Origin of the sequence: Streptomyces sp. NPDC002564, assembly GCF_042889645.1 — a bacterium.
Classification (GTDB): domain Bacteria; phylum Actinomycetota; class Actinomycetes; order Streptomycetales; family Streptomycetaceae; genus Streptomyces.
On sequence record NZ_JBIARE010000003.1, the window covers coordinates 299,980 to 317,655 of the forward strand.

Genomic DNA, 17,676 nt, shown 5'->3' on the forward strand with positions numbered 1-17,676 from the left:
TGCGCAACGACCTTTGCGCATGCTGCGTACGCCGAGGCAGGATGCCCTCATGACCTCCTCCGCGCCCTCCCCCACCCCCGCACAGGACTTCGCACAGGACTCCGCACCGGACTCCGTCCTGGACCTCGCCCCCGTCGTCCCCGTGGTCGTCGTCGACGACCTCGCCGACGCCGTGCCGATGGCCCGCGCCCTGGTCGCGGGCGGACTGCCCGCCATCGAGGTAACCCTGCGGACGCCGGTCGCGCTCGACGCGATCTCGGCGATCGCCGCCGAGGTCCCGGACGCGGTGGTCGGCGCGGGCACCGTCATCTCGGCGCGGAACGTCTCGGACTCCGTGGAGGCCGGCGCCCGCTTCCTCGTCAGCCCGGGCTGGACGGAGTCGCTGCTGGACGCCATGCAGGGCTCCGGCGTGCCGTTCCTGCCGGGCGTCTCGACGACGTCGGAGGTCGTGGCGCTGCTCGAACGCGGCGTGCGGGAGATGAAGTTCTTCCCGGCGGAGGCCGCGGGCGGCACCGCCTACCTGAAGTCGCTGGGCGCCCCGCTGCCGCAGGCCCGGTTCTGCCCGACCGGCGGGATCACGCCGGCCTCCGCGCCCTCGTACCTGGCGCTGAAGAACGTCGGCTGCGTGGGCGGCAGTTGGATGCTGCCCGCCGACGCCGTCGCGGCCAGGGACTGGGCGCGGGTCGAGTCGCTGGCCCGCGAGGCGGCGGCCCTGCGCTAGCGCAGGTGGGAGGTGTCGTTGAGGAGGCGTACCGAGGCGTTGCCGTCGGCGTAGTACGCCACGGCCGACACGGAGGCCGCCGAGAGTTCCATCCTGAACAGGGACTCCGGCGGCGCGCCGAGCGCGAGCCGCACCAGCGTCTTGATGGGCGTGACGTGCGTGACGAGGAGGACCGTGCGGCCCGCGTGGGCCTCGGTCAGCCGGTCGCGCGCCGCCGCGACGCGGTGGGCGACCTCGGCGAACGACTCGCCGCCCGGCGGCGCCGCGTCCGGTGAGGCCAGCCAGGCGTTCAGCTCCTCCGGCCGGCGCTCCCGCACCTCGCCGAAGGTCAGGCCCTCCCAGGCCCCGAAGTCCGTTTCGCGCAGGCCCTCTTCGAGCTGGACGTCGAGCCCGAGGCGGGCCGCGACGGTCCGCGCGGTCTCCTGGCAGCGCCGGAGCGGCGAGGAGAGGACGGCCTGGATCGTGCCGCGCGCGGCGAAGGCGGCCGCGGCCCGCTCGGCCTGTCCGCGCCCGACGTCCGACAGGGCGGGGTCGGTGCCGCCGCTGCCGGAGAACCGCTTCTGGGGCGTGAGCGCGGTCTCGCCGTGCCGCAGCAGGACGAAGGTCGCGGGGGCCCCGAGGTCGGCGGGCGCGGCCCAACCGACGGTGGGCGCGGCGACGTTGCGCGCGGCACGCGCGTCGGCCCCGGAGCTGCCCGCACCGGCACCGGCGCCAGCGCTCACAGTCGTACTCGAACCCGAACCCGTACTCGAACCCGAACCGGAACCCGTACTCGAACCCGCGCCACCCCGCGCCGTCAGAGCGGCCCGCGCCTTCGCCGCGCCCGCCGCCGCGTCACCCGGCGGCCCCGAGGACGCGGGATCGGCGGCGGCGCGGGCGGCCCGCGCGTCGAGCTCCGCGGTCGACGCGGACGGCGACCACTGTTCGCCCCGCTTGCCCGCGTCCATCGCCTCGTTGGCGAGCCGGTCCGCGTGCTTGTTCTTCTCCCGGGGGATCCACTCGTACGTCACCCGGGACGCGGGGAAGACCCGCGCCGCCTCGGCGGCGAGCGGCTTCATGTCGGGGTGCTTGATCTTCCAGCGGCCCGACATCTGCTCCACGACGAGCTTGGAGTCCATGCGGACGTGCACCGAGGCGGCCGGGTCGAGCGCGTGGGCCGCCTTGAGGCCCGCGACGAGCCCCTTGTACTCGGCGACGTTGTTCGTCGCGACGCCGATGTACTCGGCGGCCTCCGCCAGGGTCTCCCCGGTGGCCGCGTCGATGACCACGGATCCGTACCCCGCGGGCCCCGGGTTGCCCCGGGAGCCGCCGTCGGCCTCGACGATGAACGCGCGCATGGCCAGGGGTCCTTACAGGCCGGACTCGGACGTGCGGACCAGGATGCGGCGGCAGTTCTCGCACCGCAGCACGGTGTCCGGGGACGCCGCCTTCACCTCGTTGACCTCGGTGATGTTGAGCTCCAGGCGGCAGCCCTCGCAGCGCCGCTGGTAGAGCTTGGCGGCACCGACGCCGCCCTCCTTCTCGCGGAGCTTGTCGTAGAGCTTGAGCAGGTCGGCCGGGACCGAGCCCGCGACGACCTCGCGCTCCTTGCCGACCGTGCCGGCCTCGCCGTCGATCTCGCCGAACGCGGTGTCACGGCGGGCCGTCGCGTCGTCGATCTTCGACTGGACGGAGGAGACGCGCTCGGTGAGCTCACCGACGCGCTCCTGGGCGGACTCGCGGCGCTCCATGACCTCCAGGACGACGTCCTCCAGGTCGCCCTGGCGCTTGGCCAGCGAGGCGATCTCCTTCTGGAGGTTCTCCAGGTCCTTGGGCGAGGTGACGGCACCGGAGTCGAGGCGCTGCTGGTCGCGGGCCGCGCGCTGGCGGACCTGGTCGACGTCCTGCTCCGCCTTGGTCTGCTCGCGGGCGCAGTCGCTCTCCTCGGTCGTCGCGGCGACCAGGAGGTCGCGCAGCTGCGTGAGGTCCTTGTTCAGCGACTCGATCTCGGCGTGCTCGGGCAGCGACTTCTTCTTGTGCGCGAGCTGCTGCAGACGGGTGTCCAGGGACTGGACGTCCAGCAGTCGGATCTGGTCGGCGGGCGCGGCGTTCAGTTGGGGGCTCCAGAGGTGTCGGTGGGTGAGGCCGCGTGGGCGGTCCAGGGGTCGGTGACCGTCTTCGAGACGTGGACGCGAAGGCCCCATCCGTTGCGGTCGGAGATCTCGTCGAGCTGGGCTGCGGCCAGCTCGCACCAGGGCCACTCGGTGGCCCAGTGCGCCGCGTCGAGCAGCGCGAGAGGCGTGCGTTCGCGGGCCTCGGACGCCGGGTGGTGGCGCAGGTCCGCGGTGAGGAAGGCGTCGACGCCGGCGGCGCGCACGTCGTCGAAGAGGCTGTCGCCGGAGCCGCCGCTGACCGCGATCGTGCGGATCGTGCGGTCCGGGTCGCCGGCGACGCGGATGCCCTGCGCGGTGGCGGGCAGCCGCTTCGCGGCGCGCTCGGCCAGCTCGGCCAGGGTCAGCGGGTGGTCGAGCTCGCAGATCCGGCCGAGGCCGCGGCGGCCGTGCGGGTCGGCGGGGTCCGGCACGAGGGGGCGTACGACCCGCAGGTCGAGGGCGCCCGCGAGCGCGTCGGAGACGCCCGGGTCGGCACGGTCGGCGTTGGTGTGCGCGACGTGGAGCGCGACGTCGTGCTTGATCAGGTCGTGGACGACCCGGCCCTTGAAGGTGGACGCCGCGACCGTCGTGGTGCCGCGCAGATAGAGGGGGTGGTGGGTGACCAGGAGCTGGGCGCCGAGGGCGACCGCCTCGTCGGCGATCTCCTGGACGGGGTCGACGGCGAAGAGGACCCGGGAGACCTCCGCGTCGGGGTCGCCGCACACCGTGCCGACCGCGTCCCAGCTCTCGGCCAGACCGGCGGGCCACAGGGCGTCGAGCGCGGCGATGACTTCAGACAGACGGGGCACGGAGAAAGGCTACCTTCCCGCCGCGCCCGGCCGACCGCGTGTTACTTACCGCTGTCGGAGCGCTACGGAGTGCCCTGCGAGGGGGCGGGGAACCGCACGCTCAGCACGCGAAAGCCGCGAAGGCGCCCGGCGACCACCAACCACCAACCACCAACCACCAACCACCAACCACCAACCACCAACCACCAACCACCGACCAGCACACTTTCGCCGCCCCCCTCAGGCGAATCGACACTTCGCCACCCTTCTGTGTGAAGGGATTCCCGTCGCTGCCATGCCGGTGCGTGCGAAAACTAGCTTCGGGGCCGGAGGTGACACCCACGATGACAGCGCCACCAGCGCCGCCACCACCGACCCAGGCCCCCATCCGTCTCCGGGTACCCACCCGCCCCACCGGGTGCACGATCACGGCGGACGGTTCGTACGCGGCACGCCTGGCCCGCGCCGCGGGCGCACCGGACTCCTGGTACCCCGAACGCTGGGCCCTCGACTCCCCCGAGCCCTACGCGGTGCCGCTGCCCGGCCACCAGCCCGAGGAGCCGACCGCCGAGGTGCTCCCGCTGGCCGACGGCCGGGTCCTGATCCACCGCGTCGCGGCCGAGCGGCACCTCTTCGCCCTGCTCTACCCGACGGGCCCGGACACCGGCGAGGTGCCGCTGGGCGCCGTGGAGTGCGCCGAGCTGCGCCTGCTGCCGCCCGCGCCGGGCGGCACCCGCGCGTACGCCGTCGCACCCGGCGCGCACTCCTCCGACGTCTGGCTGGTGGCGGGCGGCGCCTTCGGGCCCGAGCATCTCGCCGAGGTGCCGGGACGCTGCTCGGGCGGTGTCTGGTTGGACGGCTCGGACCGGCTGCTCGCCCTGGACCAGGAGCTGGCCGGGCGCACCAAGACGGTCGCGGTGGACCTGGAGCGCGGCGGCGAGGTCTCCCCGCTGCTGCAGATCGCCGAGGACAGCGACGACCGGCTGCTGCTCGCGGACGCCGACAGCGGCCTGCTCCTGATCCGCTCGGACGCCCCGGGCGAGGACCGGCTCGGCTGGGGCGTCCTCGGCGGTACGCGGCCGGTGCGGTTCCCCGAGAGCCTGCGGCTGCCCGACCTCACGGTGACGCCGTTCGCGATCCAGCCGGGGCAGGTCCTGACGCCGGAGGCCTGTTCGGTGGCGCTGCGGATCGACGGGCCGCCCGGCGGTGGCGGCGGCAGCTGGCTGGGACTGTGGCACCCGGCGGGGCGGGGGCTGCGCCAACTCGCCGCACCGGAGGGGTGGTTGACCGGATCGGGGTGGTGGACGCGGGACGGGGAGCTGTGTCTGCCGTACGCGACGGGGGCCACGCCGTGCGGGGTCGCCCGGGTGCCCGCACCCGTGCCGCGGGGCGCGGCCGGGGCGCCCGGGGACGACGCGGAACCCGCGTCGGCGCCGCCCCCGCCACCGCCTCCGGAGGAGCCCCCGAAGCCCGCCGCCGCACGGCCGGTCCCCCTGCAGCAGGCGCCCCTCGGCGGTCGAACGGCGGACGGTTAGACTCGCCCGGCTGTACGAACGATCTTCTTTACGGGGTGAATGGCTTGACTACGACCGAGACCGTCACGGAGACACAGCAGAACACCGCGCCACAGGCCCGGACGGGCGACACGGCCGGCGCCGGCAGGCACCGGGGTCCGGTGTCCGAGCAGGACGGGTCGACGGCGCCGCGGGGGCGGCACCGCAGGCAGGACCAGGAGTCCTGACCGAGCCCGTCGCGCAGCGCGTACCGCTCATTGCAGAAAGGTCTCGCCTCCCGTGCCGTCACGAACGGCACGGGAGGCGAGACCTTTTTTCCTGCCTCGCGGGCGGCGTCCGCTAGCCCCGCTTGAGGCCGAGCACCTCCGCCGCGGCGAACGTCTCGTTCGCCGGCCGGTCCGCGTAGTACGGGGTGAGCGCCTCGTCCAGCTCGTCGAAGGTGAACGTCTCCTTCGCCGAGTCGAACTTCGCCGCCACTCTGGGCCGCTCCACGACCGCCACCATCCCGCCGTGGACCACGAGGAGCTGCCCGTTGACCCGGCCCGCGGCGGGCGAGGCCAGATATCCGACGAGCGGTGAGACGTGCTCGGGCGCCAGCGGGTCGAGCCGGCCCTGCGACGGCTCCTGGAACCCGGCGAAGACGTCCTCGGTCATCCGCGTACGGGCCCGGGGGCAGATCGCGTTGGCGGTCACGCCGTACTTGCCGAGGGCCAGCGCCGTCGACGTCGTGAGGCCGACGATGCCGCCCTTGGCCGCCGCGTAGTTGGGCTGGCCCGCCGAACCGGCGAGGAAGGCCTCGGACGAGGTGTTGACGATCCGCCCGTAGACCGGGCCGCCCGCCGCCTTGGAGCGCTCGCGCCAGTGGGCCGCCGCGAAGTGGGTCGTGTTGAAGTGGCCCTTGAGATGGACGTGGAGGACCGAGTCCCACTCGGCCTCGCTCATCGAGAAGATCATCCGGTCCCGCAGGATGCCCGCGTTGTTGACCAGGATGTCGAGCTTCCCGTAGGTGTCGATCGCCGACTGCACGAGCGCGCGGGCCTGTTCGTGGTCCGCGACGTCGCCGGTGTGGGCGACGGCCTGCCCGCCGTCCGCCCGGATCTGCGCGGCGACCTCCTCGGCGGGCGCCGCCGACGCCTCGCCCGAGCCGTCGCGCCCCGGCTGCCCGAAGTCGTTGACGACGACGCTCGCGCCGAGGCGGGCCAGTTCCAGTGCCTCGGCGCGGCCGAGTCCGCGGCCCGCCCCGGTGACGATCGCGGACAGGCCCTCAAGTGGCAGTGACATCGCAGTCCCTTCGCAGCCGGGCGGGGTCAGATCTCGATGCAGGTGCGCAGCGCGACACCCGTGCGCATCTGGTCCAGGGCCTCGTTGACCTCGGCGAGCTGCACGCGGTGCGTGATCAGGCCCGCCAGGTCGATGCGGCCGGCCCGCCAGAGCGCGATGGCCCGCTCGTACGAGGTGAGGACGTCCCCTCCCCCGTACATCGAGGGCAGGATGCGCTTCTCGTCGAAGAACAGCTCGAACATGTTGAGCTGGAGGTGGTCGTCCATGGCGCCCGCGCCGACGACGCACAGGGTGCCGCCGCGCCGTGTCGTCTCGTACGCGATGCGGGCGGTGGCCGACTTGCCGACGACCTCGAAGACGTAGTCGAAGCCCTCGCCCGCGGTGATCCGCTGTGTGGCGTCGGCCAGTTCGTCGGGTGCGACCGCTTCGGTGGCGCCGAACGTCAGGGCCGCCTCGCGGCGGGAGGCGACCGGGTCGACCGCGACGATCTGCGCCGCGCCCTTGAGCCGGGCGCCCTGGATCGCGGAGATGCCGACGCCGCCGCAGCCGATGACGGCGACCGACGAACCGGCCGCCACGTCCGCGGTGTTGATGGCCGCGCCCAGCCCGGTCGTCACGCCGCAGCCGATCAGCGCCGCGATGTCGAAGGGCACGTCGTCGGGGATCGGCACGGCGCACCCGGCGTCGACGACGACCTCCTCGGCGAAGGTGCCGGTGCCCGCGAAGCCGAACACGTCCCCGCCGGGGCGCTTGAAGTTGGGGGTGCCCGCGTTCATGAACCCGGCGAGACACAGCTGGGTCTGGCCGCGCTTGCAGGCGGGGCAGGCACCGCAGGCGGGCAGCCAGCACAGCAGGACCCGGTCGCCCTGGGCGAGACCGGTCACCCCGTCGCCGACGTCGACGATCTCGCCCGCGCCCTCGTGGCCGGGGATGAAGGGGGCGGGCTGCGGCAGCACGCCGTTCATCGCCGAGAGGTCGGAGTGGCACAGGCCGGTGGCCCGCACCCTGATCCTGACCTTGCCGGGGCCGAAGCCCACCGTCTCGATGTCGTCGAGGATCTCGAGCTTCTCCTGGCCTGTCTCGTGCAGTACGGCTGCGCGCATGGCGCGGCTCCTCTCGTGCGGAGAACGGAGAACGGGGAAGGGGGCGGAGGGCGGAGGGCGGTGGGCGATGGGATGCGGGCTGCGGGGTGCGGGGTGCAGTGAACGGAGTTCTGGCGGCCGGGCGGCCGGCTCAGGTGTGGGTGACGACGGTGTCGGCGAGGACGGACGCGTCGTCCCGTTCGACCGCCGTGACCTCGGCCCGGACGCTGCCGTCGGTGCGCCACATACGGATCCGCAGGGTCTCGCCGGGGAAGACGACGCCCGCGAAACGGGTGCCGTAGCCGCGCACCCGGGCCACGTCCCCGTCGAGCAGGGTGTCGACCACGGCCTTGAGCGTCATCCCGTACGTGCACAGGCCGTGCAGGATCGGCCGGTCGAAACCGGCGAGCGCCGCGAACTCGGGGTCGGCGTGCAGCGGGTTCCAGTCCCCCGAGAGGCGGTAGAGCAGGGCCTGGTCCTCGCGGATCGGGCGCTCCACCTCCCGGTCGGGGTCGCCCTCGGGCGCGGGCAGCCGGGTGGAGGGGCCGCGGTCGCCGCCGAACCCGCCCTCGCCGCGTACGAAGATCTGCGCGTCGCTGGTCCACAACGGCCCGTCGTCGTCGGCGACTTCGGAACGCAGGACGAGGATCGCCGCCTTCCCCTTGTCGTACACGGCGGCGACCCGTGAGGTGGTGACGGCCCGTCCCCGGACGGGGATGGGGCGGTGCAGCGTGATGCTCTGGCCGCCGTGCAGGACGGCGGCGAGGTCGACCTCGATGCCGGGGGCGGAGAGGCCGCCGACGACCCCCATGCCCGCGCCCGCGACGGTGGCGAAGCTGGGCAGGACGTGCAGCCCGGACTCCAGGGTGTAGCGCAGCTCGGCGGGGTCCGTGGCGGGCCGCCCTGCGCCGAGGCCCAGGTGGTAGAGCTGGATGTCCTTGTGGTCCCAGGCGATCTCGGCGGACCGGGGCTCGGCGGCCACGGCCTTCACTGCGTCAATGGGCATGGGGTGGCAGCTCCTTGGGCTGACGGCAGAAGACCTCGGTGCGGCCGTCCGCACCGTCGACCGCACCGAGGTCGCTACTGGGCCGGAGCCGGTCCGCGCACCGACCCGTTCTAGAACGCGTTCCAGTCCGGCGATCCCATGTATAGCCCAGCCCCTGGTGCTTGTGAAGACTCCTGACGTCACGTCAGATACGGATCCGGCCCCCGGGCGGTGACATTTGTACCGGCCGGGTCCGTACAGGCGCATCTGCCGCCGCCCCGCCCCGGATCCGTAGCGTCGTGACCATGACGAACACAGCGGTCGTAGCCGTACCGAAAGCAGCGGTCGCGGTCCTGCTCCGCTGACTGCCGCCCTGTGGTTCGTACGCTGTCGTCTCGTACCGCCGGGCGGCACGCACCGCACGACACGCCGCACGACACGGAGGACGGGGAACACCGAGATGTCCAGGAAGAACAGGGTCAGCTGCCGGATGTACGAGCGGCAGGCCGCCCGCGGCCAGTGGCTCGCCGAGCACCGGCGGGTCCGGCGCGAGTGGCGCCTCGGCCGCCGGGCCGCGGGGAGGAACGGCGGGAGCGCCGAGGGCGCCAAGGGGATCATCGACCAGTTCGGCCCGCCGCCGACCGGCTTCGCGCTGCTGCCCTGGCTCCTGATGGGTCTGGGCGCCCTCTCCCATCTGATCCAGGGCCGGACCCCCCACCCCTGGGTCGGCGGCATCGGCATCTTCGTCTTCAACTCCCTCTACGTCTTCCTGGCGTTCCGCGCCTTCGACAAGTGCGCCCGCGAGTCCCGCGCCACGACGGCCGCCCTGGTCGCGCTCGGCCTCCTCACCGTGGGGCTCGCCGCGGGCTACGGCGGCATCTGGCTGCTGTTCTTCCCGCTGTACGGCCTGGCCGTCGGGGCGATCGTGCGGGGCCGCCACCTCGGACAGGTCGGCCTGGCCCTGAGCGTGCTCGCGGGCGTGGTCGGCGGGTTCAAGGACGGCTGGAGCGCGGTGAACGTCGCCTACGGCACGTTCCTGTCGACGATGGTGACGGCCGCGATCCTCTCCCTGTCCGAGGCGGTCCGCGAACTGCGCGACACCCGCGAGGAGCTGGCCCGCACCGCCGTCGAGAAGGAACGCCTCCGCTTCTCCCGCGACCTGCACGACCTGCTCGGCCACACGCTGTCCGTGATCGTGGTGAAGGCCGAGGCCACCCGCCGCCTCGCCCCGCGCGACCTGGACGCGGCGCTCGGCCAGGTCGCCGACATCGAGTCCGTCGGCCGGCAGGCGCTCACCGAGATCCGCGAGGCCGTCACCGGCTACCGCGAGGGCAGCCTCGCCACCGAACTCGACCGGGCCCGCGACCTGCTGGACGCGGCCGGCATCGAGACCGTCGTCCGCCAGTCCGGGCCGCCGCTCGCCCCGCAGAGCGCGGCACTGCTCGGCTGGGTGGTCCGCGAGTCCGTCACCAACGTCGTCCGCCACGCCGGCGCGGGACACTGCGAGATCGAGGTCACGGGCACCACCGGGGAGACCCGTCTGGTGGTCACGGACGACGGGCGGGGCGAGGGCGCGGCGGCGCCCGGCAGCGGACTGAAGGGCCTGGCCGAACGTCTCGCGACGGCGGGCGGCTCCCTCACCTCCGGCCCGGCGCCCCGCACCGGCTTCCGGGTCACGGCCGTCCTGCCCGTCGCCGAGATCGACCCCGCCCCGTCCGACACGTCGACGGCGTCGGCGGCGTCGACCGCGTCCACCGATCCTGATGTGACGGGCACTCCCTTCCCCCGGCGCTAGGAACGCCGACCGGCCCCAGGAACGCCGACGCGGCTCCCGTCCTCGCCCGCCTTACTCTTCTCCCGTGGAAGAGATGCCGCAGGACCACCGACCGGCGAAGTCCGTCCGCGTCCTCCTCGCCGAGGACCAGGGCATGATGCGGGGCGCGCTCGCCCTGCTGCTCGGCCTGGAGGAGGACATCGAGGTCGTCGCCCAGGTCGGCGCGGGCGACGAGATCGTCGACGCGGCGCTGAACGCCCGCCCGGACGTCGCGCTGCTCGACATCGAACTGCCGGGCCGCAGCGGTCTGGACGCCGCCGCCGATCTGCGCGAGGAGTGCCCGGACTGCCGGGTCCTCATCCTCACGACCTTCGGCAGGCCCGGCTATCTGCGCCGGGCCATGGAGGCCGGCGCGGTCGGCTTCCTGGTCAAGGACGGCCCGGTCGAGGAGCTCGCCGAGGCGATCCGCCGGGCGCTGCGGGGCGAGACGGTCATCGACCCGGCGCTCGCCGCGGCGGCGCTGAGCGCGGGGCCCAGCCCGCTGACCGGCCGCGAGGCGGACGTCCTCAAGGCCTCCGTGGACGGCGCGACGGTCGCCGACATCGCGGGCAGCCTGCACCTGTCGGAGTCGACCGTGCGGAACTACCTCTCGGCGGCGATCGGCAAGACCGGGACGCGCAACCGCATGGAGGCGGTGCGGGAGGCACGGCAGCAGGGATGGCTCTGACACTCCCGCGCCCCCGCACCTCTTGCCGCCCGCATTCCTTGCCGCCCGCCCCCCTTGACGCCCGCACCCCTTGATGCCCGGCCCGCCGAAGAGGGGCTCAGCGGGCCAGCAGATCCCGGACGGCCGCCGCGATCTCGTCGGGGGCCTCCTCCGCCATGAAGTGGCCTGCCCGCGTCAGCCGGTGGTCCAGGTCCGGTGCCCACGCCTTCCACACCGCGGCGGCGTCGTAGCCCAGCTGTGCGCCCCAGTCCTGCTGGACGACCGTGACGGGCATGGCCAGCTGGGAGCCGGCGTCCAGGTCCGCCTGGTCGTGCGTGACGTCGATGTCCGCCGAGGCGCGGTAGTCCGCGACGATGGACGTCACAGCCGCGGCGCTCGCCGCCAGGTATGCGGCTCGTACCGTCTCGGGCATGGCGGCCGGGTCGCCGGCCCAGGCGTCGAGGAACGAGCCGAAGAACGCGTCCGCGCTGCCCGCGATCATCGCCTCGGGCAGGCCCGGCGGCTGCGCCATCAGGTAGAGGTGGTAGCCGACCGCCGCCGGGACGCCCTTGAGGACGTTCCACATGTCGAGCGTCGGCACGATGTCGAGTATGCCCAGGTGGGTGATGGTCTCCGGGTGGTCGAGACCCGCCCGGAAGGCGACCAGGGCGCCCCGGTCGTGGCCGATGAGGGCGAAGCGGTCATGGCCGAGGGCCGCCGCCAGCGACACGATGTCGGCGGCCATGCTGCGCTTGGCGTACACCTCGGGCCCGGTGGCCGCCGGCTTGTCGCTGGCGCCGTAACCCCGCAGGTCGGGGCAGATCACCGTGTGCTCGTCGGCGAGCCGCTCGGCAACGTGCCGCCACATCAGGTGGGTCTGGGGGAAGCCGTGCAGCAGTACGACGGGGCTGCCGCTGCCGCCGACGGCCGCCGCGAGCTCCACGCCGTCCGCACCGGGGAGGCGCATCTGTTCGAAGCCGGGCAGGGCGAGTGTCATGAGGAGCGTCCTTCGAAGTCGGGGGGGGGCTTGTCCGGATCAGCGTGGGTGACGGCGATCAGCAACCGATCAGTACGGTGGCGCGCGACCGGCGCCCGGCACGGAGGATGGGGGCATGCGTATCGACGTGCTCGGTGTGGTGCGGGCCCTCCGCGACGACGGCTGCCCGATCGACCTGGGCGGCCCCCGGCACCGCGAGGTCCTCGCCCGGCTCGTCGCCGCCGAGGGGCGGACGGTCACCACCGACACCCTCGTCGACGACCTGTGGAGCGATCCGCCCGCCCGGGCCGTGGGCGCCCTGCGTACGTTCGTCGCCGCGCTGCGGCGCGCCCTCGAACCCGAGCGGCCGCCGCGCGATCCGCCGCGCGTCCTCGTCACCGAGGGCCCCGGGTACGCGCTGCGCCTGGCGCGCGACGAGGTGGACGCCCACCGGTTCCAGGACGTCCTGGCCCGCGCCCGCCGCGGCCCCGAGGCGGTGGCCGACCTCGGCGCGGTCCTCGCGGCCTGGCGCGGGCCCGCCTACGCCGACGTGCCCGACGCCGCGTGGGCACGCCGCGAGCGGGCCCGGCTGGAGGAACTGCGGCTGGAGGGAGTGGAACTGCACGCCCGGATCCTCCTCGACTCCGGGCAAGGAGCCGACCTCGTGGCCGCACTGGACGCGCACGTCGCCGAACACCCGTGGCGCGAGCCCGCCTGGGAGCTGCTCGCCCGCGCGCTGTACCGCGCGGGACGCCAGGCCGATGCGCTGGCCGCGCTGCGTCGCGCCCGCGCAATGCTCGTCGGCGATCTCGGACTCGACCCCGGGGCCGGGCTGCGGCGCCTGGAGACGGACATCCTCAACGGCACCGTTCCCGCCGCGGGATCCTCCCTCATGTGGGCGGGCGCCGGCGTCCGGCTCGGCCCGCGCACCACGGTGGACCTGGCCCGCACCCTCGCGCTGGCGGGCGGCGACGCCCTCGTCCACTCCCGGCGCGACCGCCTCGCCGCCCTTCGTGCGGCGGAACGCACGGGGGATCTCCTCCTGACCGCCCGGATCATCGGCGCCTACGACGTGCCCGCCCTCTGGAGCCGTGCCGACGACGCCGAACAGTCCCGCGCCGTCGTCGCCGCCGCCGAGCGCACGCTCACCGGGCTCGGCCCGGACGGCCCCGCCGACCTGCGCGCCCGCCTTCTGTCCACGGTCGCCGTCGAAAGCCGCAGTGCCGATCTGTCCGGGAGCGAGCTGAAGCGCGCGCGGCAGGCGGCGCTGCGGGCCGAGGCGCTGGCACGGAAGCTCGCCGACCCCGCCCTGCTGGCCTTCGCCCTCAACGGTCTGTTCCTGCAGTCCTTCACCCGGCCCGGGCTCGGGGCGGAACGGGACCGGATCGGCGCCGAGATCCTCGACCTGGCGACCCGGCACGGCCTGCCGGACTTCGCCGTACTGGGCCGACTCGCCCGCCTGCAGTCCGCCTCGGCCCTCGGCGACCTCGACGCCGCGGCATCGCACGCCCGAGCGGCCGACCGGCTCGCCGCCACCACCGAGGCGCCCTTGGTCCCCGTCCTCACCCAGTGGTTCAGGGCCCGGGCCACGGCCGCCCGCAGTGCCGAACCCGGCGGACCGGCCGCCGCCACCGCCGCAGCGCACTACCGTGCCGCGGAGGACGCCCTCCAGGCGGCCGGAATGCCGGGGCTGCACCACGGCCTGTTCCCGCTCGCCCTCCTGGGCCTGCGCCTGCTGCACGACCGCCCGGCCCCCACCGACCCGCGCCTGGACTGGGGCCCGTACCGGCCCTGGGCCCGCCCCCTCGTCCTCCTCGGCCGACAACGGGACGAGGAGGCCCGTACCGCTCTGGCCGCGCTGCCCGACCCGCCCCATGACCACATGCAGGAGGCCATGTGGTGCCTGACCATCCGCGCGGCCGTCCGCCTGGGCGAGCGCGCAGTCGCCGCACGCGCACGGGCCGCGCTGTCCGACGCCCGTACCGAACACGCCGGCGCCGCCAGCGGAATGCTGACCCTGGGCCCGGTGGCCCGCTATCTGGCAGAGGCGAAGGCATGCGCGGCCTGAGCCGCCGGGATCAGCATCGCGTGGGAGAGTGCGGCGCACGCTCCCAGTCGTACTCTCCACCACGTGCCCGGTACTTGCCGCTGTCGATGGTGATCTGGTCGAGGGCTGCCTGCACGCCGTCGCTGAGGATGGAGGTGCTGTACGCGTAGCGGCCGCCGATGTTGTCGAAGAACCGGCCCGCAGGGTCGATCATGGCGTAGCTCGCGGTCATGGAGGCGTTGTCCTCCGGCACGACGGTGATGTCGTGCCGCTCCACCCACGCGTTCCTCTCGACGTAGGCGTCGAACTCTCGTTTGGTTACGGTGAGTGGATTCGCGACGCCTCCGTTCTGGCCCGCGATGGGCAGCATCTGCAGGATCTTCCAGCGCCGGGGGCCGACTTCGTGAATGAAGGGCGCGAGGTGCTCGTCCTTGTTCGCACGCGTCACGACCGTGTTGGTCTTCAGCTGAATACCGGAAGCGGTGATCGTGCGGCACAACGAGCGGTAGTCGTGAGCAGAGAGCGGTCGCCCGGCGGTGGTACGGCCGACCGCATGCAGAGTGGACGCCGAAACGCTGTCGATGCTCAGCACGAGCCAGTCGAGGACGGGGGCGAGCACGCCGACGTCGCCGATGAGGCTGCCGTTGCTGACCACGGACGTCACCATGCCGTGCTCATGCGCACGGGCGATGAGGCGGTCGAGCCACGGGCACAGAAACGGCTCACCGCCCGCGAACGTCAGCTTCTGGAACCCGGCCTCCGCCAGCAGAGTGACTACCCGTAGCGCCTTCGCCTCGGGCAGATGTCCGGCGGGCAGGACGTCCGCGCGGACGTCCTTGAAGCGGGCGAAGCAGAAGTGGCAGTGCATGTTGCACGGCTGCCAGAGGTGGAAGTTGACGGATTGAACGGGTGGCCGTGGGGATAAACCGTCCTGCATCGCTCACCTGCCTCCGTCGGGGAATGCGAGCGCGACCAGGTCGTGGGCCAGCGCGGGGCTGCTGGAGGCGACGAAAGAGACGGCGCTGCGGTGCTGCGACTTGCGCAGTTGCAGCGGCTGTCCGGTCGCGTCGAGCACACAGCCGCCGGCGGCCTGGACCAAGAGGATCCCGGCGCACACGTCGAGCAGGGCCGCGTTGCGGCTGACCATCGCTTCCAGCGCTCCCGTGCTGACCAGAGCCAGGTCGAGGGCGGGGGCCCACATGGTGGTGACGCGCTTGCATCGCCTGCTGATGGAGACCTCGATATTCCGCCCGGTGTCGCGGCCTTCGGCCGAGTAGTCGGTGACCAGGGAGACAGTGGCTTCGGGCAGAGGAATGCGTAAGTCGCTCACCGCGGTGCGCAAGGTGTCCGCATGGGCCGTGAACTCCCGTCCGACAATGGGGTCGTGCACGACGCAGAGCACGGCCCGATCACGCTCGAAGAGAGTGATGGCCACGGCACAGTGGGCGATTCCGAAACCGAAGTTGTTGGTGCCGTCGAGGGGGTCGACCACCCAGGTGAGGCGGTGATCGTCCCAACCGCGCTGCATGCCTTCCTCGGAGACGATCGCGTGATCGGGGAACTCCGCCGAAAGGTGGTCGACGATCACCTGCTGGGCCACCAGGTCCGCCCTCAACTGGATGTCGTAGGGCCCCTTCTTCTTGGTGATGCGCCGGGAGCCGAAGTCGCCTTCGATCGCCGATGCGGCGGCTCTGGCTGCGGTGACGGCGACATCCATCTCACGCTGCCAACGCTTCGTGATCACCTCCGCTGTCCTCACTGATGATCACTCCCCTGAGGATGCGCGTCACGCCTCTGTCGCCTCATCTTGTATTCCTCTACCAGAATTGGAGGTGCTAGGGCGGCCAGAGCCGCTCCGACGGCTGCTCCCAGCCATTTGAGAGCTTGTACCAATCTGGAACCTCCTGAGGGCGGCTCCAGGATGCCGAGCTGAAGAAGGATCAACAGCGCTACGGCGACGGTGAGCAGCGACATCCAGGCCGTGGCCAGATAACTGCTGCGCGGTTGCGGCGGCTGGGAGGGGCCTGTGGAGATCGCTCGAAAGAAGGACTCCTCCAACACCCGCCTCTCCCTCTGCACGTAAGTGGTCTCGATCAGAGCGTCCATGCGGCGGGCGCCGACGTCGCTGACGTTCCGCAGGGCGAAGAGGGCATCGTGGCAGGCCCAGACCGGATAGTCGCCCGGTGCGGTGAGCCCGTTGCGCCAGGCGCCGCGGTCGGTCTGCATGCGCAGCAGGCTGCGGGTTCCGTCGCGGAGCATACGGTCGCTCAGGTCATGGCCCGCCTCGGCAAGGGCGGCCAGCACCCATGGGGTGGCGAAGTGGCGGAAGTCGAGACGTGCGTGGGTGTCGGCGTCGATCAACGCGGTGAAGGACGTCGGGACCCAGGGTTCTTCGCGTGTGAAATCGAAAGCGGCACGCAGATAGTCACCGGCCTTCGCAATGCACGCATCAGTCACCGTCACTCCTTGAGCGATCAGTGCGAGAACAGCGTGTGCGGTATATGCGGGCGAGGAGTTGCTCTCGGTGTCGTTCGTATTTCTGCCCTGCCCGACAGGACCCCAACCGCCGTCGTTGTTCTGGGTGCCGCGCAACCAGCCCGCACCTCTGCGGGCGCATTCGCCGCGTTGGAAGGACACGGCGACCCGGGTGGCCCATGCGGTGGGGAACACCCCGGCGACCTCGACGCTGGCGGAGGTCTTCCATCCGCCGTCCTCGGTCTGCCGGCCCTCCAGCCAGGCCAGCCCCTTCTGCACGGTGGGGTCCGCGGCGGACCGGCCCGCGGCCTTCAAAGCGGTGAGACACAGCGCCGTGCTCTCTGTGATCGACACACTGCTGGGCGCGCCCACCAGGGCCCGTCGCACCTGCCAGCCGCCGTCGGGATTCTGCAGGTCGGCGAGGGTCTGGGCCGCCCCCTGGACCAATGGGTCGCCGGTGCGTGCGTAGCTGTGGCACAGGAGGGCCTGGGCAGTGGATATGACGCCGACACGGCTGTCGTCCTGGTACTGGTTCCAGCCGCGCATCCCGGCTTCGGCGCACGCTCTGTCGTTCAGGAAAGCGATCGACTTCTCGAAAGAGACGTCGATGTCCGTTTGCAGGCTGTGTGCGGCGACACTCGCCGCCCGGTACTCCAGCGCATAGGCGAAGACCTCCTGGGGAGGCAGGTTGCCGGTGAGGTGGCTGAGATCCGCCAGTTGGTATCGGGAGAGCGGTTCCCTGCCCGTCGTGGCGTGCTCAAGGTTGTTCACGGCCGTTGCGACATGCACGGTGGGGCCGGGATCCGAGTCGTCGATGCGGATTATCCCGACGTACCTCAGATCGATGCCGAAGCGGTGCTGAGCACTCGCGACCAGGGTTGCGGCCAAGCCATCGCGATGGATCCTCTGTGCCTCGAGGCGTAGTTCCAGGCAACGTTTCGCGTCGTTGCCGCCAAGTATGTAGAAGACGTCTGCGCCGCTGTCCATGAGGAGGAGCGATACGACGACTTCGGTGTCCTGCTGCACTTGACCATGGTCGGTTCGCGTCAATGCGTTCTCCCCCCGGATAGCGCAGTGCGCCGAAGCAACTTCGGACGACGTCAATCGACGTCAGCAGTGGCCCGACGTCATCCACCAGAACGCTTCGCGTCTCGGTCGAGCCCGAAGAAACCACCGCACAGACATCGTCTCCCAA

Annotated in this window: 16 protein-coding genes; 6 read left to right on the forward strand and 10 right to left on the reverse strand. The window is 72.6% G+C overall.

All coding sequences use genetic code 11. The annotated features are described in order from the left end of the window. Positions 1–49 precede the first annotated feature (49 nt). The gene (eda, locus tag ACFYXE_RS12890) at positions 50–721 is read left to right on the forward strand and encodes a bifunctional 4-hydroxy-2-oxoglutarate aldolase/2-dehydro-3-deoxy-phosphogluconate aldolase (RefSeq protein WP_361181167.1); all 672 of its coding nucleotides are present in this window, start codon (positions 50–52) and stop codon (positions 719–721) included. On the opposite strand, the gene ACFYXE_RS12895 is transcribed toward eda, so the two are convergent. Genes ACFYXE_RS12895 through ACFYXE_RS12905 form a run of 3 tightly spaced genes read right to left on the reverse strand, consistent with a single transcriptional unit; the run spans position 718 to position 3,662 of the window. Then, the gene (locus tag ACFYXE_RS12895; RefSeq protein ID WP_389311840.1) at positions 718–2,058 is read right to left on the reverse strand and encodes a bifunctional RNase H/acid phosphatase; all 1,341 of its coding nucleotides are present in this window, start codon (positions 2,056–2,058) and stop codon (positions 718–720) included. The two genes, eda and ACFYXE_RS12895, sit on opposite strands and share 4 nt — an antisense overlap. A 12-nt stretch (positions 2,059–2,070) precedes the next feature. Continuing rightward, a complete protein-coding gene (locus ACFYXE_RS12900; RefSeq protein ID WP_361181171.1) occupies positions 2,071–2,814 on the reverse strand; it encodes a C4-type zinc ribbon domain-containing protein in 744 nt (247 codons plus the stop codon). Next, the gene (locus tag ACFYXE_RS12905; RefSeq protein WP_389311842.1) at positions 2,811–3,662 is read right to left on the reverse strand and encodes a Nif3-like dinuclear metal center hexameric protein; all 852 of its coding nucleotides are present in this window, start codon (positions 3,660–3,662) and stop codon (positions 2,811–2,813) included. Before ACFYXE_RS12905 ends, ACFYXE_RS12900 begins: the two co-directional genes overlap by 4 nt. A 323-nt stretch (positions 3,663–3,985) precedes the next feature. On the opposite strand from ACFYXE_RS12905, the gene ACFYXE_RS12910 reads away from it, so the two are divergent. Together ACFYXE_RS12910 and ACFYXE_RS12915 are read left to right on the forward strand one after the other, a co-directional pair. Next, a complete protein-coding gene (locus tag ACFYXE_RS12910; RefSeq protein WP_389311844.1) occupies positions 3,986–5,176 on the forward strand; it encodes a hypothetical protein in 1,191 nt (396 codons plus the stop codon). Between the two features lie 44 nt (positions 5,177–5,220). Further along, entirely contained in the window at positions 5,221–5,382 is a 162-nt protein-coding gene (locus ACFYXE_RS12915; protein WP_389311846.1) for a hypothetical protein, read from the forward strand. A gap of 112 nt (positions 5,383–5,494) precedes the next feature. Here ACFYXE_RS12915 and ACFYXE_RS12920 read toward each other — a convergent pair whose 3' ends face one another. From ACFYXE_RS12920 to ACFYXE_RS12930, 3 genes are all read right to left on the reverse strand, one after another. Continuing rightward, a complete protein-coding gene (locus tag ACFYXE_RS12920; protein WP_361181327.1) occupies positions 5,495–6,436 on the reverse strand; it encodes a 3-oxoacyl-ACP reductase in 942 nt (313 codons plus the stop codon). Between the two features lie 26 nt (positions 6,437–6,462). Beyond that, positions 6,463–7,539, reverse strand: coding sequence for a Zn-dependent alcohol dehydrogenase (locus ACFYXE_RS12925; protein WP_389311848.1), 1,077 nt, complete (start codon positions 7,537–7,539; stop codon positions 6,463–6,465). A gap of 130 nt (positions 7,540–7,669) precedes the next feature. Then, entirely contained in the window at positions 7,670–8,524 is an 855-nt protein-coding gene (locus ACFYXE_RS12930; protein WP_389311850.1) for a MaoC/PaaZ C-terminal domain-containing protein, read from the reverse strand. A 439-nt stretch (positions 8,525–8,963) separates the two neighbouring features. On the opposite strand from ACFYXE_RS12930, the gene ACFYXE_RS12935 reads away from it, so the two are divergent. Next, the gene (locus tag ACFYXE_RS12935; protein WP_389311852.1) at positions 8,964–10,298 is read left to right on the forward strand and encodes a sensor histidine kinase; all 1,335 of its coding nucleotides are present in this window, start codon (positions 8,964–8,966) and stop codon (positions 10,296–10,298) included. A 73-nt stretch (positions 10,299–10,371) separates the two neighbouring features. Then, the gene (locus tag ACFYXE_RS12940; protein ID WP_361177928.1) at positions 10,372–11,004 is read left to right on the forward strand and encodes a response regulator transcription factor; all 633 of its coding nucleotides are present in this window, start codon (positions 10,372–10,374) and stop codon (positions 11,002–11,004) included. A 97-nt stretch (positions 11,005–11,101) separates the two neighbouring features. On the opposite strand, the gene ACFYXE_RS12945 is transcribed toward ACFYXE_RS12940, so the two are convergent. Then, positions 11,102–11,980 carry an alpha/beta fold hydrolase gene (locus ACFYXE_RS12945; RefSeq protein WP_389311854.1) on the reverse strand — a complete coding sequence of 293 codons (879 nt, stop codon included), beginning with the start codon at positions 11,978–11,980 and terminating at the stop codon, positions 11,102–11,104. A 115-nt stretch (positions 11,981–12,095) separates the two neighbouring features. On the opposite strand from ACFYXE_RS12945, the gene ACFYXE_RS12950 reads away from it, so the two are divergent. Further along, entirely contained in the window at positions 12,096–14,027 is a 1,932-nt protein-coding gene (locus tag ACFYXE_RS12950) for a BTAD domain-containing putative transcriptional regulator (RefSeq protein WP_389311856.1), read from the forward strand. 10 nt (positions 14,028–14,037) lie between these two features. Here ACFYXE_RS12950 and ACFYXE_RS12955 read toward each other — a convergent pair whose 3' ends face one another. Genes ACFYXE_RS12955 through ACFYXE_RS12965 form a run of 3 tightly spaced genes read right to left on the reverse strand, consistent with a single transcriptional unit; the run spans position 14,038 to position 17,507 of the window. Then, a complete protein-coding gene (locus ACFYXE_RS12955) occupies positions 14,038–14,943 on the reverse strand; it encodes a viperin family antiviral radical SAM protein (RefSeq protein ID WP_389311858.1) in 906 nt (301 codons plus the stop codon). A 3-nt stretch (positions 14,944–14,946) separates the two neighbouring features. Then, positions 14,947–15,750: an inositol monophosphatase gene (locus tag ACFYXE_RS12960; protein WP_361177902.1), complete on the reverse strand. Its 804-nt coding sequence runs from the start codon at positions 15,748–15,750 to the stop codon at positions 14,947–14,949. An 11-nt stretch (positions 15,751–15,761) separates the two neighbouring features. Further along, positions 15,762–17,507: a prenyltransferase/squalene oxidase repeat-containing protein gene (locus ACFYXE_RS12965; RefSeq protein WP_389311860.1), complete on the reverse strand. Its 1,746-nt coding sequence runs from the start codon at positions 17,505–17,507 to the stop codon at positions 15,762–15,764. Positions 17,508–17,676: the final 169 nt, after the last annotated feature.